The organism is Micromonospora sp. WMMA1976 (genome assembly GCF_027497335.1).
Taxonomy (GTDB): domain Bacteria; phylum Actinomycetota; class Actinomycetes; order Mycobacteriales; family Micromonosporaceae; genus Micromonospora; species Micromonospora aurantiaca.
The window spans coordinates 3,454,063-3,468,153 of the sequence record NZ_CP114912.1; the positions used below are offsets into that span (position 1 = coordinate 3,454,063).

15 protein-coding genes are annotated in these 14,091 nt (G+C 73.9%); 7 read left to right on the forward strand and 8 right to left on the reverse strand.

Going from position 1 to position 14,091, the window contains the following annotated elements; translation table 11 throughout:
• The first annotated feature begins 200 nt into the window (after positions 1–200).
• Complete coding sequence (locus tag O7546_RS16055) at positions 201–638, forward strand: GNAT family N-acetyltransferase (RefSeq protein WP_281599188.1); 438 nt, start codon at positions 201–203, stop codon at positions 636–638.
• A 3-nt stretch (positions 639–641) separates the two neighbouring features.
• On the opposite strand, the gene O7546_RS16060 is transcribed toward O7546_RS16055, so the two are convergent.
• From O7546_RS16060 to O7546_RS16095, 8 genes are read right to left on the reverse strand one after another with little or no spacing between them, the layout of a single operon-like run.
• Positions 642–1,889 (reverse strand): beta-ketoacyl synthase N-terminal-like domain-containing protein, encoded by a 1,248-nt coding sequence (locus O7546_RS16060; RefSeq protein ID WP_194799248.1) that lies wholly within the window; start codon positions 1,887–1,889, stop codon positions 642–644.
• Entirely contained in the window at positions 1,886–3,157 is a 1,272-nt protein-coding gene (locus tag O7546_RS16065) for a beta-ketoacyl-[acyl-carrier-protein] synthase family protein (RefSeq protein ID WP_194799247.1), read from the reverse strand. Before O7546_RS16065 ends, O7546_RS16060 begins: the two co-directional genes overlap by 4 nt.
• Positions 3,154–3,564 (reverse strand): cupin domain-containing protein, encoded by a 411-nt coding sequence (locus tag O7546_RS16070; protein ID WP_013286648.1) that lies wholly within the window; start codon positions 3,562–3,564, stop codon positions 3,154–3,156. Before O7546_RS16070 ends, O7546_RS16065 begins: the two co-directional genes overlap by 4 nt.
• Positions 3,561–4,268 (reverse strand): SRPBCC family protein, encoded by a 708-nt coding sequence (locus tag O7546_RS16075; protein ID WP_269697112.1) that lies wholly within the window; start codon positions 4,266–4,268, stop codon positions 3,561–3,563. The genes O7546_RS16070 and O7546_RS16075 overlap by 4 nt, the downstream gene beginning before the upstream one ends.
• Complete coding sequence (locus O7546_RS16080) at positions 4,265–5,746, reverse strand: acetyl-CoA carboxylase biotin carboxylase subunit (RefSeq protein WP_194799245.1); 1,482 nt, start codon at positions 5,744–5,746, stop codon at positions 4,265–4,267. The genes O7546_RS16075 and O7546_RS16080 overlap by 4 nt, the downstream gene beginning before the upstream one ends.
• Positions 5,746–6,231 (reverse strand): acetyl-CoA carboxylase biotin carboxyl carrier protein, encoded by a 486-nt coding sequence (gene accB, locus O7546_RS16085; protein ID WP_194799244.1) that lies wholly within the window; start codon positions 6,229–6,231, stop codon positions 5,746–5,748. The genes O7546_RS16080 and accB overlap by 1 nt, the downstream gene beginning before the upstream one ends.
• The gene (locus tag O7546_RS16090) at positions 6,231–7,952 is read right to left on the reverse strand and encodes an acetyl-CoA carboxylase carboxyltransferase subunit alpha (RefSeq protein ID WP_194799243.1); all 1,722 of its coding nucleotides are present in this window, start codon (positions 7,950–7,952) and stop codon (positions 6,231–6,233) included. The genes accB and O7546_RS16090 overlap by 1 nt, the downstream gene beginning before the upstream one ends.
• Positions 7,949–8,302 carry a TcmI family type II polyketide cyclase gene (locus tag O7546_RS16095; RefSeq protein WP_194799242.1) on the reverse strand — a complete coding sequence of 118 codons (354 nt, stop codon included), beginning with the start codon at positions 8,300–8,302 and terminating at the stop codon, positions 7,949–7,951. Before O7546_RS16095 ends, O7546_RS16090 begins: the two co-directional genes overlap by 4 nt.
• A gap of 411 nt (positions 8,303–8,713) precedes the next feature.
• Between O7546_RS16095 and O7546_RS16100 the strand changes: the two genes are divergently transcribed.
• From O7546_RS16100 to O7546_RS16125, 6 genes are all read left to right on the forward strand, one after another.
• Complete coding sequence (locus O7546_RS16100) at positions 8,714–9,556, forward strand: BTAD domain-containing putative transcriptional regulator (RefSeq protein ID WP_281599194.1); 843 nt, start codon at positions 8,714–8,716, stop codon at positions 9,554–9,556.
• Positions 9,557–9,618: 62 nt separating this feature from the next.
• Positions 9,619–9,966, forward strand: a complete 348-nt coding sequence (locus O7546_RS16105; RefSeq protein ID WP_269697114.1) for a TcmI family type II polyketide cyclase — start codon at positions 9,619–9,621, stop codon at positions 9,964–9,966.
• A gap of 250 nt (positions 9,967–10,216) precedes the next feature.
• Positions 10,217–11,134, forward strand: a complete 918-nt coding sequence (locus tag O7546_RS16110) for a helix-hairpin-helix domain-containing protein (protein ID WP_281599197.1) — start codon at positions 10,217–10,219, stop codon at positions 11,132–11,134.
• Positions 11,135–11,420: 286 nt separating this feature from the next.
• Positions 11,421–12,623: a low temperature requirement protein A gene (locus tag O7546_RS16115; RefSeq protein ID WP_281599199.1), complete on the forward strand. Its 1,203-nt coding sequence runs from the start codon at positions 11,421–11,423 to the stop codon at positions 12,621–12,623.
• Between the two features lie 108 nt (positions 12,624–12,731).
• Positions 12,732–12,938, forward strand: coding sequence for a hypothetical protein (locus tag O7546_RS16120; RefSeq protein WP_013286658.1), 207 nt, complete (start codon positions 12,732–12,734; stop codon positions 12,936–12,938).
• Positions 12,939–13,119: 181 nt separating this feature from the next.
• On the forward strand, positions 13,120–14,079 hold the full coding sequence (locus O7546_RS16125) for a TIGR03557 family F420-dependent LLM class oxidoreductase (protein WP_269697116.1): 960 nt from the start codon (positions 13,120–13,122) through the stop codon (positions 14,077–14,079).
• Positions 14,080–14,091 lie beyond the last annotated feature (12 nt).

The window sequence follows — 14,091 nt, forward strand, 5'->3', positions numbered from 1 at the left end:
TCGGGGTATGGCGGAACCCTACGACGGCCCTCTTCTGCATCGCCAGATGCAAATGGCTAGATCCAAAACAGCGGCTGGGTGGATTGCTCAGGCTCGATCGGACAGGCAGGATCGAGGCCACGCCGGCAAGGTAGTCCGCCGGCCGCCGGATGCTGTGCGCGCGGGCTCCTGCGCGGACGGCCGGCGACTACGCTCCCGGTATGTTCCGTACCGCCCGGCCCGACGGCTTCCCGCAGCTCATCCGCCTCTACCGGCAGCTGAACCCGGACGACCCGCACCTGAGCGACGGCTCCGACGAACGGGCCTTCTCGCGGATCCTGTCCACCGAAGGGCTGCACCTGTTCGTGCTCGACCTGGACGGCACGGTCGTCGCCACCACGTACCTCAACGTGATCCCCAACCTGAGCCGGTCGGCGTCGCCGTACGCGGTCGTCGAGAACGTGGTGGTCGACGAGTCGCGGCGCGGCACCGGCCTGGGCAGGCAGATCATGGCCGGCACGCTGCGGGCCGCCTGGGACGCGGGCTGCTACAAGGCGATGCTCATGACCGGGTCGCGCTCGCCCGCGACCCACGCCTTCTATCTGGCCTGTGGGTTCTCCGGCGACGCGAAGACCGCGTACCTGGCCCGGCCGTCGTGACGGTCAGCGTTCGCCGGCCGGTGGGGGCGCGGCGCCGCGCAGCACCAGCGCGCTGTTGAACCCGTCGAAGCCGCGCGCCCCGACCAGCGCGATCCGGCTGCGCGGCGGGCGGGGCCGCCGCAGGAACGTCAGCTCGCAGCCAGGCGCCGGCTCGTCCGGGCCGGCCGAGGCGGGCAGCATCCCGTGGCGGAACGCCAGCAGCGCGGTGGCCGCGTCCAGCGCGGACCCGCCCTGGTGCGCCCGGCCGGTCAGCGGCTTCTGCGTGGTCACCGGCGGGGTCCGGTCGCCGAACACGGTGTGCAGTGCCGCCGCCTCGGCCCGGTCGTACGCGGGCACGCCGAGCGCGTCCGGCCAGATCACGTCCACGTCGTGCGGCCGTACCCCGGCGCGCTCCAGCGCCAGCCGCAGCGCGCGGGCGTAGTGGGCCGGGTCCGGGCCGACCGCCGGGTCGGTGGGCGCGGCGTCGTGGGTGGCGGCCCAGCCGGTGACCTCCCCGTAGACGCGGGCACCCCGGGACAGCGCGTGGCCCAGTTCCTCCACCACGAAGACCGCACCGCCCTCGGCCGGCACGTACCCGCTCGCCGCGACGTCGAAGGGCCGGTACGCCCGCTCCGGGTCGGACACGTCGCTGAGCAGGCCGGAACGGAGCTGGCAGGCCAGCGCGTACGGGCTCAGCGGGCACTCGGTCGCCCCGGCGATCACCACGGGTGTGCCCCGGCGGATGGTGCGCACCGCGTGCGCCAGGCTGTCCAGCCCGCCGGCGGACTCGGACACGGTCACCCCGGACGGCCCCTTGAACTGGTGGCGGATCGACAGCTGCCCCACGCTCGCCGCGTAGAACCAGGCGATCGACTGGTACGCCCCGACGGTGCGGCTCGGCCCGCCCCAGAGCCGTTGCAGCTCCCGCTGCCCGAACAGGTTGCCGCCCGACGAGCTGGCGAGCGTGACCGCCCACTTGTACGGGTCGGGCGACACCTCGGGCAGCCCGGCGTCGGCGAGCGCCAGCTTGGTGGCGGCGAAGCCGAGGTGCGTCCACCTGTCCGTCTGCACCCGCTGCCGGGTGTCGCTGAACCCGGCCGGGTCGAAGCCGGCCACCTCCCCGGCCACCCGGGTCGGGTACCGCTCCGGGTCGAACAGCGTGATCGGCCCGGTGCGCCGGGTGCCCGCGAGCACGGTGTTCCAGTGCGCCTCGGCGCCGACGCCGCTGGGCGCGACCACGCCGATGCCGGTCACCACCGCACGCGCGGTCATGTCGGCACCGCCGCCAGCCGGCGGAACACCATCGCCGACTGGAAGCCGCCGAACCCGCTGCCCACCGACAACGCCACATCCACCGGCACCTCCCGGGCCTCGTTCGGCACGTAGTCCAGGTCGCACTCCGGGTCGCGGGTGGTCCAGTTCGCGGTGGGCGGCACCACGCCGTACTCGATGGCGAGCGCGCAGGCAGCCATCTCGATCGAGCCGATGGCGCCGAGCGAGTGGCCGACCATCGACTTGATCGAGCTGATCGGCACCCGGTACGCCGTCTCCCCCAGCGCCCGCTTGAACGCCGCAGTCTCGTGCCTGTCGTTCTGCCGGGTGCCGGAGCCGTGCGCGCTGACGTACGACACGGCCGTCGGGGCCAGCCGGGCCTGCCGCAGCGCGTCGCTGATAGCCACCGCCATCTCCGCGCCGTCCGGGCGCAGCCCGGTCATGTGGAAGCCGTTGCTGCGGCTGGCGTACCCGGCGACCTCGCAGTAGACGTGCGCGCCCCGGCGGCGGGCGTGCTCGGCCTCCTCCAGCACCAGCACCGCGGCGCCCTCGGCGAGGACGAACCCGTGCCGGTCGGCGTCGAACGGCCGGGAGGCGTGCTCCGGGTCGTCGTTGTCCGGACTGGTCGCGCCGATCGCGTCGAACGAGGCGACGGTGACCGGGGAGATCGGCGAGTCGGCCGCGCCGGCCAGTACCACGTCGGCCTCGCCGTCGGCGACGAGCTGGTGGGCATACCCGATGGCGTCGATGCCGGAGGTACAACCGGTGGAGATCACCTGCGCCGGGCCGTGCAGGCCGTGCCGGCAGGCCACGTCGGCGGCCAGGCTGCTGGGCACCAGCGCCTGGTAGAGGTACGGCCCGCCGAGCGCGTGGTCGACCAGCCAGTGCCGGCCGGAGTCGCTGACCCGCACGTACTCCTGCTCCAGCGCCATGGTCCCGCCGACGGCGGTGCCGAGCACCACACCGGCGCGTTCCCGTTGCGCGTCGCTGAGGGCGAGGCCGCTGTCCGCGAGCGCCTCGGCGGAGCAGGCGAGCGCGAACTGCACGTACCGGTCGGCGCGCTGCCGTTCGGCGAGCGTGATCCCGGCGGCGTCCGGGTCGAAGTCGCACTCGGCGGCGATCTGCGACCGGAACGGCGACGGGTCGAAGAAGCTGATCCGTCGGGTCGCGGTACGTCCCTCGGTGATCGTCTTCCAGAAGCGGTCCCGGGTGGCTCCGCCGGGTGCGACGACGCCGATGCCGGTGACCACGGTACGGCGGCCGGTCACGACGGCTCCCGTGGCGGCGGTGCGGCGCTCTCGGTGTCGACGTGGCCGAGTTCCGGGCGGGGGGCGAGCGGTCCGAGGTGGAACACCACCTCGGCGGGCTCGTCGCCGGTGTTGCGCAGCCGGTGCCGCACGTCCTTCGGCACGTAGAGCGCCTCCCCGGCGGCGACCGGCACCGGCGTGTCGTCCAGGTCGACGGTGATCGCGCCGCGGGCGACGTAGAGGAACTCCTCGCTGTACGGGTGGTAGTGCTCGGCGATCCGCTCCCCCGGCGCGAGCGTGGCGACGCCCATGAATCCGGAGGTGCTGCCGACCGTCTTCGGGCCGAGCAGCACCCGCAGTTCCCCGCCCCGGCGGCGGTCGGCGGGTACGTCGTGGACGGAGACCCGGGCGGTGGTGGTGTCGGTCATCGCGCGCCTCCCGCGTGCGCCCGCTCGATCTTCTCCTTGATCACGGCGAGCTGGATCGTGCTGTTGGTGTTGATCCGGTCGGTCATGCCGGCGTTGTCGATGGGCGCGTCGGGCTTCATCGCGAAGTCCTGCGTCCAGGTCATCCGGGTGCCGCCGGGCGTCTCGTCGTAGCGCCAGTGGATGCGCATGTACTCGAACGGGCCGGTCTCGACGCGCCGGGCGTGCACCTCGCGGGTGGCCGGGTCGGCGGTGCGTTCGCTGACCCAGCTCCACGCCACGCCGTTGGAGTCCGGGTGCATGGTGAGCCGGAAGCGCACGGTGGCGCCGTCGCGGTGCAGGATCTCCGCGGTCGCGTACTCGGTGAACAGGTCCGGCCACCGGGCCACGTCGTTGGTGATCTCCCAGACCAGCGGCAGCGGCGCGGCGATCTCCACGGCGTTCTCGGTGTGCCCGGGCGGGTCCGCCTTGCGGGCCACCAGGTCGGCGACGCCGGCGATGCTGAGCTGCCCGGCCTGTTCGGGGATCTTCACCCGCCACCTGTCGGCCACCACCGCTGACAGTTCGAGCAGCGCCAGCGAGTCCATGCCCAGCTCCTCCAGGCTCGCGGCGGGCGCGCCGGCGGCGGCGTCCGGGTCCAGGCCGCAGTGCGTGACCAGGATGTCGGTGATCTCACGGGCGAGCGGGCGGTCGGGGGCGACGGTCATCGGTTCCTCCAGGTGGTCGGGCCGGCGGCGGGCACGGCGCTGACGGGGGTACGGCTGCCCGGCTCGGCCGCAGCGCGCGGGTCGGGCACGACGGCCCGCGCCGGGGGCGCCCCGGCCGCGTCGTCGGCGGGCGGGGCGAGCAGGCGTTCCACCAGGGCGGTGGTGTGCCGGGCGGCGCGGAACGCCGGGTCGCGCAGCACCCGCCGGGCGAACGGGATGGTGGTACGCACGCCGGGACCGGCCACGTCGAACTCGGCCAGCGCCCGGTCGAGCCGGTCCAGTGCGGCGTCGCGGTCCGGCGCCCACACCGCCACCTTCGCCAGCAGCGAGTCGTAGTGCGGGCTGACCAGGTAGCCGACGTGCCCGTGGGTGTCGACCCGGGTGAACGGGCCGCCCGGCGGGCGGAACCGGTCCAGCCGGCCCGGTGCGGGCGCGAAGTCGCGGTCCGGGTCCTCCACGTTGACCCGGCACTCGATCGCCACGCCGTCCAGCCGTACGTCGGACTGGCGCAGCCGCAGCGGCGTGCCGTACGCCACGTGCAACTGTTCCTGCACGAGGTCGATGCCGGTGACCATCTCGGTGACCGGGTGTTCCACCTGGATCCGGCAGTTGATCTCCAGGAAGTGGCAGCGTTCGGCCTCGTCGACCAGGAACTCCACCGTCCCGGCGCCGGTGAAGCCGACCGACAGCGCGCCGCGCAGCGCCACCTCGGCGACGGTGTCCAGGGTGGCCTGCCGCAGCGCGGGCGCGGGCGCCTCCTCGATCAGCTTCTGGTGCCGGCGCTGCACCGAGCAGTCCCGGGTGCCCAGGTGCACACCGTTGCCGTGGCCGTCGCAGAGCACCTGCACCTCGACGTGGCGCGCGTCGGCGAGATACCGCTCGACGTACACACGGTCGTCGCCGAACGCGACCTGCGCGGCCGCGCGGGTGCGGGCGTACGCGCGGGGCAGCTCGGCGGCCGAACGCACCACTGTCATGCCGCGCCCGCCACCGCCCGCCGCGGCCTTCACGATCACCGGGTAGCCCACCTCGGCGGCCACCTCCTGCGCCTCGCCGACGCTGGGCAGTGTCCGGACGCTTCCCGGCGGCAGCGGCAGCCCGGCTGCGCTCATCAGCGCGCGGGCGGTCGACTTGTCCGCCAGTGCGGCCATCACCTGCGGCGGCGGGCCGACGAAGACCAGCCCGTTCTCGGCGCAGATCTCGGCGAAGTCGGCGTCCTCGGACAGGAAGCCGTAGCCGGGGTGGACCGCCTGCGCGCCGGTCTGCCGGGCGGCCTCCACGATCGCCGCCGCGTTGAGGTAGCTGCGCCGGCTGGCCGCCGGGCCGATCCGTACCGCCTCGTCGGCGAGCCGTACCGGCAGCGAGTCGGCGTCGGCGCTGGAGTGCACCACCACCGTGCGCACGCCGAGTTCCCGGCAGGCGCGCAGCACTCGCAGCGCGATCTCGCCCCGGTTGGCGATCAGCACCTTGTCGAACATCAGGAGTCCTGTCCGGTGACCGGTTCCAGGGCGATCAGCGGCTGGTCGTACTCGACGGGCTTGCCGTCGTCGACAAGCACCTCGACCACCCGTCCGGCCTGGCCGGCGGTCACCTCGTTCATCAGCTTCATGGCCTCGACGATGCCGACCACCTGGCCCGGGCGGACCATGTCGCCGACCGCGACGAACGGCATCGCGCCGGGTTCGGGAGCGCGGTAGAACGTGCCGACCACCGGTGAGCGAACGACCGGCCGGTCGGTCGACGGCGCCGCACGCGCGGCGGGTTCGGCGGCCCGTGCCGGCAGCGCCCCGGCCGGTTCGGCGGCGCGCTGCGCCGGTGCCGCCGGGTCGTGCCACTCGACCTCCAGCACCGACTCGCCGGTGCGCAGCCGCACCCGGCGCACCGGCCCGGCCAGGTCGGCGACGAGCTTGCGGGCCTGCCGGCGCAGCCCGTCGAGCACCTGCTCGGCCTCGGCGTCCGCCATCACGCCACCTCCGCCCGGCCACCGGCCGGGGAGGCAGCCGGGGACGGTCCGGCCGCGCGGGCCGCGCCGAAGCGGCGGAAGCGCTGCCGGCGGCGGCGGACCAGCGTGGCCGGAGGGACGGTGAGCAGCGGGGCGAGGTTCGCCGCCACGGCCCGGCGCAGCAGCTCGGCCGCGCCGCCCGGGTCGGCGTGGGCGGCCGGGCGCGGCTCCGGCACCAGCTCGTCGACGACGCCGAGGCGGCACAGGTCGGCGCCGGTGAGCCGCAGCGCGCGGGCCGCCTGCGGGGCGGCCGAGCTGTCCGGCCAGAGGATCGCGGCGCAGCCCTCCGGGCTGATCACCGAGTAGACGGCGTGTTCCAGCATGAGCACCCGGTCGGCGACCGCGAGCGCGAGCGCGCCGCCGCTGCCGCCCTCCCCGGTGACCACCGCCACCACCGGCGTGGGCAGCACGGTGAGCGCGAGGATGTTCTCCGCGATCGCCGCCGCCTGGCCCTGCTGCTCGGCGCTCACCCCCGGGTCCGCGCCGGGCGTGTCCACGAGCGTCACCACCGGCAGCCGCAGCCGCGCCGCGAGACGCATCAGCCGCAGCGCCTTGCGGTGACCGGCGGGGCTGGCCATGCCGAAGTTGCGGGTCACCAGCTCGGCTGTGGTGTGCCCCTTCTGGTGGCCGATCACCATCACCGGCCGTCCGTCCAGGCGGGCGATGCCGCCGACGACAGCCGGGCAGTCCGCGCCGAGCCGGTCGCCGTGCAGCTCCACGAAACCGTCGAACGCGGTCTCCAGGTAGTCCAGTGTGGTCGGCCGGCCCGGGTGCCGCGCCGTGCGTACCGTCTCCCAGGGGTCGCGGTCCGGCCGCGTGGTCGCTGTGGGCGCGGTGGCCGGCGGGCGCGGGGCGGGCGCGGTCTCCGGGGCGCGGCGGCCCGCCTCGGCGGCGGCGAGCAGCGCCGCGAGCCGGCCCCGCAGCGCGTGCCGGGGCACCACCATGTCCACCTGGCCGTGCCGCAGCAGGTATTCCGCGGTCTGGAAGCCCTCCGGCAGCTTCGCGCCGGTGACCTGGCGGATCACTCGAGGGCCGGCGAAGCCCAGCCGGGCGCCGCTCTCGGCCAGCACCAGGTCGGTGTTCGTGGCGAAGGAGGCGGCCACCCCGCCGTACGTGGGATCGGTGACCACGCTGACAGTGAGCAGGCCCGCCTCCCGCATCCCGGCGAGGGCCTGGCTGACGGTGGCCATCTGCATCAGCGACAGCGCGCCCTCCTGCATCCGCGCCCCGCCCGACGCGGTCACCAGCACCAGCGGGATGCCGTCGGCGAGCGCCCGCTCGGCGGTCCGGGTGATCAGCTCACCGACCGCGCAGCCGAGGCTGCCGCCGAGGAAGCGGAAGTCCATCACCGCCAGCGCGACCGGGTGCCCGCCCAGCCGGGCGGTGCCGCAGAGCACCGCCTCGTCCAGGCCGGTCGCCGCGCGGGCCGCGCCGAGCCGGTGCGGGTACGGCAACTCGTCGACGAACTCGATCGGGTCGACGCGTACCGCCCGGTCCGGCAGCGGGACGAACGAGTCCGGGTCGGCCAGCTGCGCCACCCGGTCCGGCGCGTCCAGCCGCGCGTGCGAGCCGCACTCCGGGCAGACGTCCAGGTTCCGGCGCAGCCGCTTGCGGTAGAGCAGCGACGCGCATCCGTCGCACCTCGACCAGAGCTGCTCGTCGCGCGGGGCGGTCGTGGTCACAGTGGCCGCCCGGCGGTGTCGTACCGGTGGGCCGGCGCGTCGTAGCGGTAGAAGCAGTGCGCCATCGCGTCGCGCGGCGACCGCCAGGTCGGCAGGTACGGCGAGATGTACGGCCGCAGCCGCTCGCTGATCCGGATGAACTCCGGATGCCCGCGGTTGTCCTCCACCGCGCCCTGCGCGGGCGTCTCCGTCTCCAGCAGATGGACGTAGAGGTCGTGCAGCCGGTACAGCGAACGGTGCCGGACCCCGACCAGGCCGGGCAGCTCGGTCGCGTCGGACTCGGCGAAGATCTCGGCCACCCGGTCCTCGGCCGTCGGCACCACCTTGGCGACGATGAGCGAACGGTCCATTCGCGCCTCCTGGACGTCCCGGTGCGCGGCGAACCGGTCGCGCCGCACGGATTGCCACACGGTCGCGCCGACGGCGTCTACCGGGCGTCAACCGGGCCCCATCGGGCCACAAACATGGTGACGCTGCGTTGACGCAAGCTGTGCGCGAGCTATGGGAAGATCGCTTTCCGGCCCCCGGGTGACGACACTTCTTCGCAGATCACGGGCGTATTACCGAGCCCACTACGGATAGTCAGGTGACCGACCGACCGTTGACTGAGAGTAACAGGCGTTGATATTCTGCGTCTCGGTCAGCCCGGCCACGGTGGAGCTTCCGGCCGTGGCGGAGGCGTTCCGACACCGGCGTCGCGGGCGGCGGTCCGGGCAACGCGAAACGGTCGGGACGAGGGTTCCGGTGCTGGGGGGTGCGCCGTGTCGGGTGGATCGAGAATGCCGACGGCGGGCGAACCCGCCCCACGGGTGTCACTGCATCTGCTGGGCGGCTTCCAGCTGCTGCACGACGACACGCCCGTGGTCGTACCCCGGGGGTTGCAACGCGTCATCGCGCTGATCGGCCTGCGCCCGGCCGCGACCCGCAGCCACCTCGCCGGGCTGCTGTGGCCCGAGACGCCTGAAGAGCGGGCGCTGTCGTCGCTGCGCACCGCGCTGTGGCGGCTGCGGCAGGATCCGTGCTGCCCGCTGCGCACCGACGGCGACACCGTCCGCCTCGGACCGACCGTCCGCCTCGACGTGGACGACCTGGTGGAGACCGCGGCGCTGGTCCGCGAGGGCGCCGTCCCGCGCGGCGCCGCCGGCGCCGGACGCCACGACCTGCTCCCCGGCTGGTACGACGACTGGGTGCTGCTGGAACGCGAACGGCTGCGCCAGCTGCGCCTGCACATGCTGGAGGAACTCGCCGGCAACCACCTCACCGCCGGACGGCACGGCGAGGCGCTGGAGGCGGCGCTGGAGGCGATGGCCGCCGAACCGCTGCGGGAGACCCCGCACCGCCTGGTGGTCCGCATCCACCTGGCCGAGGGCAACGCGTTCGAGGCGGTCCACTCCTTCTACGTCTACCGGGACCTGCTGCTGCGCGAGCTGCGCCTGGAGCCGTCCCCGGCGATGACCGCGCTGCTCGACGACACCCTCGCGCCGATCCGCCGGGCCAGCCGCCCGGAGCCGCCGCCGCGCCGCACGGACCGGACCGCCAAGCCGGCGCCGCGCGCCCCCGCCTCACCATCGCCACCACCATCAATGCCCCGGGGTACGCGGTGACGGCGAGGTGACAGCGCGACCGGCACGGTGAAGCCAGCACCGCGGCGGCGAGAGGGGTCACTATGAGTCGACTGTTGGTGGTCAGCCGGATCGTGCCGGGCGCACAGGGACGGGTGGCGCAGATCTTCGCCGAGGCCGACGCCACCGAACTGCCGCACCTCACCGGCGTCCGGCACCGGTCGCTGTACTACCTGCACGACCTGTGCGTCCATCTGATGGAGACCGTCGACGTCGCCCCCGGCCTGACCGCGGAACTGCGCGACAACCCGCTCTACGAACAGGTGAACAAGCGGCTGTCCGCGCACACCTCCCCGTACCTGCCGACCTGGCACTCGCCCCGCGACGCCGTAGCCGGCTGCTTCTACAGCTGGGACTGTGCCGACACCCCTGCGCCCGACCGGATCCACTGACCGGCCACGGGCGACGGACGGGACGCCCCGGAACCACGCACGGCACCCAGGTTCCGGGGCGTCTCCCCGTTCTCCGAGCCGTTCGACCCGCCTTCCGGCACACGCTCGGTCATCCTCCGGGCACCGGCCGACACCGCCGGTCCCACCGCTGCGGCCCGACCCCGGGCTGCCTGTCGTGCGCCGCGCGCGTGTGCGAAGCTGCCCCGAGTCTTTCGCCACCGTCGTGCACGTACATAGAAGGAGGTTGGCCATGCCGTCGAGCTTCGGGCAGTGGCTGTTCGTCATCCTGGCCCTGCTCATCGGATTCGGCGTCGGCTGGTTCTTCGTCGGCCGCCGCCGGTCCGGCACTCCGGCGACGCCCACGGTGGAGACCGCCCCCGCGGTGACCGCCACCGTCGACGAGCCGCGTCCGGTCGCTGTGGTCGACGGGCCCCCGGCCGCAGCCACCGTGTCCGAGCCCGCCCCCGCCGAGTCCCCGACCGCCGAGCCGGCCGTCGCCACCGCCGCCCGTTCCGACGACGAGCCGGCCGCGTCCTCCCCCGCCGCCTCCGACGCGGCCGTCTCCGAGCCCGTAGTGTCCGAGCCCGTAGTATCGGAGCCGGTCGTGTCCGAGCCGGTCGTGTCCGAGCCGGTCGTGTCCGAGCCGGTCGTGTCCGAGCCGGTCGTGTCCGAGCCGATGTCGGCGACGTCCGAGACCGAGCCGGTGTCCACCGAACCGGTTGCCGCGCCCGTGGCCGACGCCGAGCCGGTGACGGCTCCGGCCACCGCCGACGTGGACGAGCCGGTCGAGGAGAAGCAGCCCGCGATCGGCGCAACCATCGACGCGCCGGCCACCGAGGCCGCGCCGGTCGAGGCCACCGAGCCGGTCGCCGTGCCCGCCCCGCGTACCTCGGTCGAAAACGACGTACCCGCCGCGGCGGACACCGACGCGCCGGACGACTTCCGGCGGATCCAGGGCATCGGGCCGAAGCTGGCAACCGCCCTGCAGGACGCCGGGATCCGCACCTACCGGCAGCTCGCCGAGCTGGACGAGGCCTCGCTGCGGCAGACGGTGAAGGCCGCCGGCCTGCGCTCCGCGCCGGGTCTGGCCACCTGGCCGCAGCAGGCAAAGGTGCTGGCGGGTGCCGGCGCGGACGCCGACCGGGTGCTCCCGGCCGGCGCCGAGTAGACGCTCCCCCGTGTTCCAGGCCGGTGGTGACGATGGTCGCCACCGGCCTGGCGCGTTTCCCACCCGCCAGTACCGGACCGGCTACATCATCACCCCACCGACCCCGCCACCTCCCCGAACTGACACACCGCCCACCAGAACCCGAAGTGGTGACACCACCACCCACCCCATCACCCCACGCCTGACCGGTATGCCGGAAAGCCGACCGTGCGGGGACGGGCGTCGCTACCGTCGGTGAAGGGCCGGGACGGCCCGCCGCGCGTACCGCCACCCGCAGGAGCATCTCGTGCCCACCGCAGCGCCGGAGCCCGCCGACCGGCGACCGCCGGTCCGCGATCCGGAGGCGCCGCGCCGGGTGACGCTGCTCGAACTCTTCTTCGACCTGGTCTACGTGGTGGCGCTGGCGTTGATCTCGCGCAACCTGGTCGGGTCGGTCACCTGGGAGCGGGCCGCCGAGTCGCTGGTCATGCTGATGGCGATCTGGTGGACGTGGGCGATCACCACGCTGGTCACCGACATCTACGACCCGCGGCGCACCGAGATCAAGCTGCTGATCGTGGCGGTGATGTTCGGCGCCCTGCTGATGACCACCGCCATCCCGGAGGCGTTCGGCGCCCGAGGGCTGGTGTTCGCCGGCACGTACGTGGCGATCCATCTCGGACGCGGCCTGTTCCTCATGCCCGCCGTCCGGCGGCACCCGCAGAGCAACCGCCGGGCACTGCGTATCTTCGTCTGGTTCGCCGTGTCGGCGGTGCCCTGGCTGGTCGGCGCGCTGGCCGCGCACGGCACCGCCCGCCTGTGGTTCTGGGCCGCCGCCCTGGCCATCGACTACCTGGGGTTCCGTCTGGCGTACCCGGTGCCCGGTCTGGGCGCGGTGCCGGAGGCCCAGCGCAACGTGACCGCCGAGCACCTGTCCGAGCGGTACCAGCAGTTCTTCATCATCGCGCTGGGCGACGCCGTGCTGGTCGCCGGCACCGTGTTCAGCCTGCACCACTCCGAGCTGGAGAACCTGGCCGCCTTCACCATCGCGTTCGCCACCACGCTGCTGCTCTGGCGCGTCTACGTACACAAGTCCGGTGAGCTGCTGCCGCACGCCATCGCCCGGGCCGCCCAGCCGAGCCGGTTTCTCAACACCGCGCCGTACACCCATCTGCTGATGGTGGCCGGGGTGGTGACCACCGCGGCGGGGTTCGACCTGGTCCTGCTGGAGCCGACCGGCCACACGCCGCCGGCCTGGCTGGCGGTGATCCTCGGCGGGCCGGCGCTGTTCCTGGCCGGGCGGGCCGCCTTCGAGTACGAGGTGTTCAGCCGGGTCTCGCCGTCGCGGCCGGGCGGGGTGCTGGCGCTGCTGTCGATCGCGCCGGCCGGGTTGTTCCTCGCGCCGGTCTACGCCTCGGCCGGGGCGATGCTGGTCCTGGCCGGAGTGGCGTTCGCCGACTACCGCCGCAGCCGGGGCCGCCCGCCGGAGGAGCCGATGCCGCCGCACTGAGGTAATCGGAATCGGCCGTGCCGGCACCTGCGCGCCGTTTGGCGGATCACCCGGACGGGGTACAAGGCCTCCACCTCGAATCCACCACGACCCCAGTGGAGGCAACTGATGCGCGGCACCTCGATAGTCGGCGTCCTGGTCGTCATCTGGCTCATCATCGGCGCCATCGCCGCCGGTCAGCGCGGCTACTACGGCAACGACGAAACCAACTGTGCGGAGGCGGGCACGATCCTGGTCACCATCGTGGCCGGCCCGCTGAACTACATCGGCGCCAACCCGAAGGTGGACTGCAAGCTCCCCGAGCCGTCGAAGTAGGCCGCCGCTCCCGTACTCCCCTCCCGGCCCGCGCCCGCCCGTCGAGCGCGGGCCGTTTCGTGTCCGCGGCGCGGACCGTCACCACTCCTACGGCGTCCTAGGAGGCTGGGTTCCGCCTGGTTTGCCGCCGGAACCGGTGGGAACGGCAGCGGTTCCGCGACGACGGAACGGAGAACCGGGCATGCGCATCGGCTACAAGCTCGCCTCGGAGGCGTTCGGGCCCCAGGAACTCATCCGGCAGGCGATCCGGGCCGAGGAGGCCGGCTTCGACTTCGTCGAGATGAGCGACCACTACCACCCCTGGCTGGAGGCGCAGGGGCACTCCTGCTTCACCTGGAGCGCGCTCGGCGCGATCGCCGCCCGCACCACCACCCTCGGCCTCGCCACCGGCGTCACCTGTCCATCGGTCCGCTACCACCCGGCGATCGTCGCGCAGGCCGCCGCCACCATGGCGCTGATCTCCGACGGGCGGTTCACGCTCGGGGTGGGCGCCGGGGAACGACTCAACGAACACGTCGTCGGGCAGGGGTTCCCCAGCGTACGGGGGCGGCACGAGCGGCTGCGCGAGGCGCTGGAGATCATCCGGCTGCTCTGGCAGGGCGGCTACCGCTCGTACGGCGGCCGGCACCTGCAACTGGAGGACGCCCGCATCTGGGACCTGCCCGAGCAGCCGCCGGTGATCGCCGTGGCGGCGAGCGGCCGGGAGTCGGCAGGTCTCGCGGCCGAGCTGGGCACCGGCCTGTTCGCCACCGAGCCGAAGTCGTCGATCGTCGACCAGTACCGCAACGCCGGCGGCCAGGGCCCGCGCTACGCCGAGGTGCCGATGGCCTGGGCCACCGACGAGGAGACGGCGGTGCGCGCGGCACGGGAGACCAGCCGCTGGGCGATCACCGGCTGGAAGGTGATGAGCGAGCTGCCCAACCCGGTGAACTTCGACGCCGCCACCACCTGGGTCGAGGACCACCACATCCGGCAGCAGTTCTCCGTCGGCCCGGACGTGGCGCCGCACGTGGAGAAGGCGCGGACGTACGTGGAGGCCGGCTTCGACCACATCGTGCTGCAGAACGCCGGGCCGGACCCGGACGGCTTCCTGGACTTCTGCGCCAGCGACCTGCTCGCCCGGGTCCGCGCGCTCGGCTAGTCCCGCTGCTCG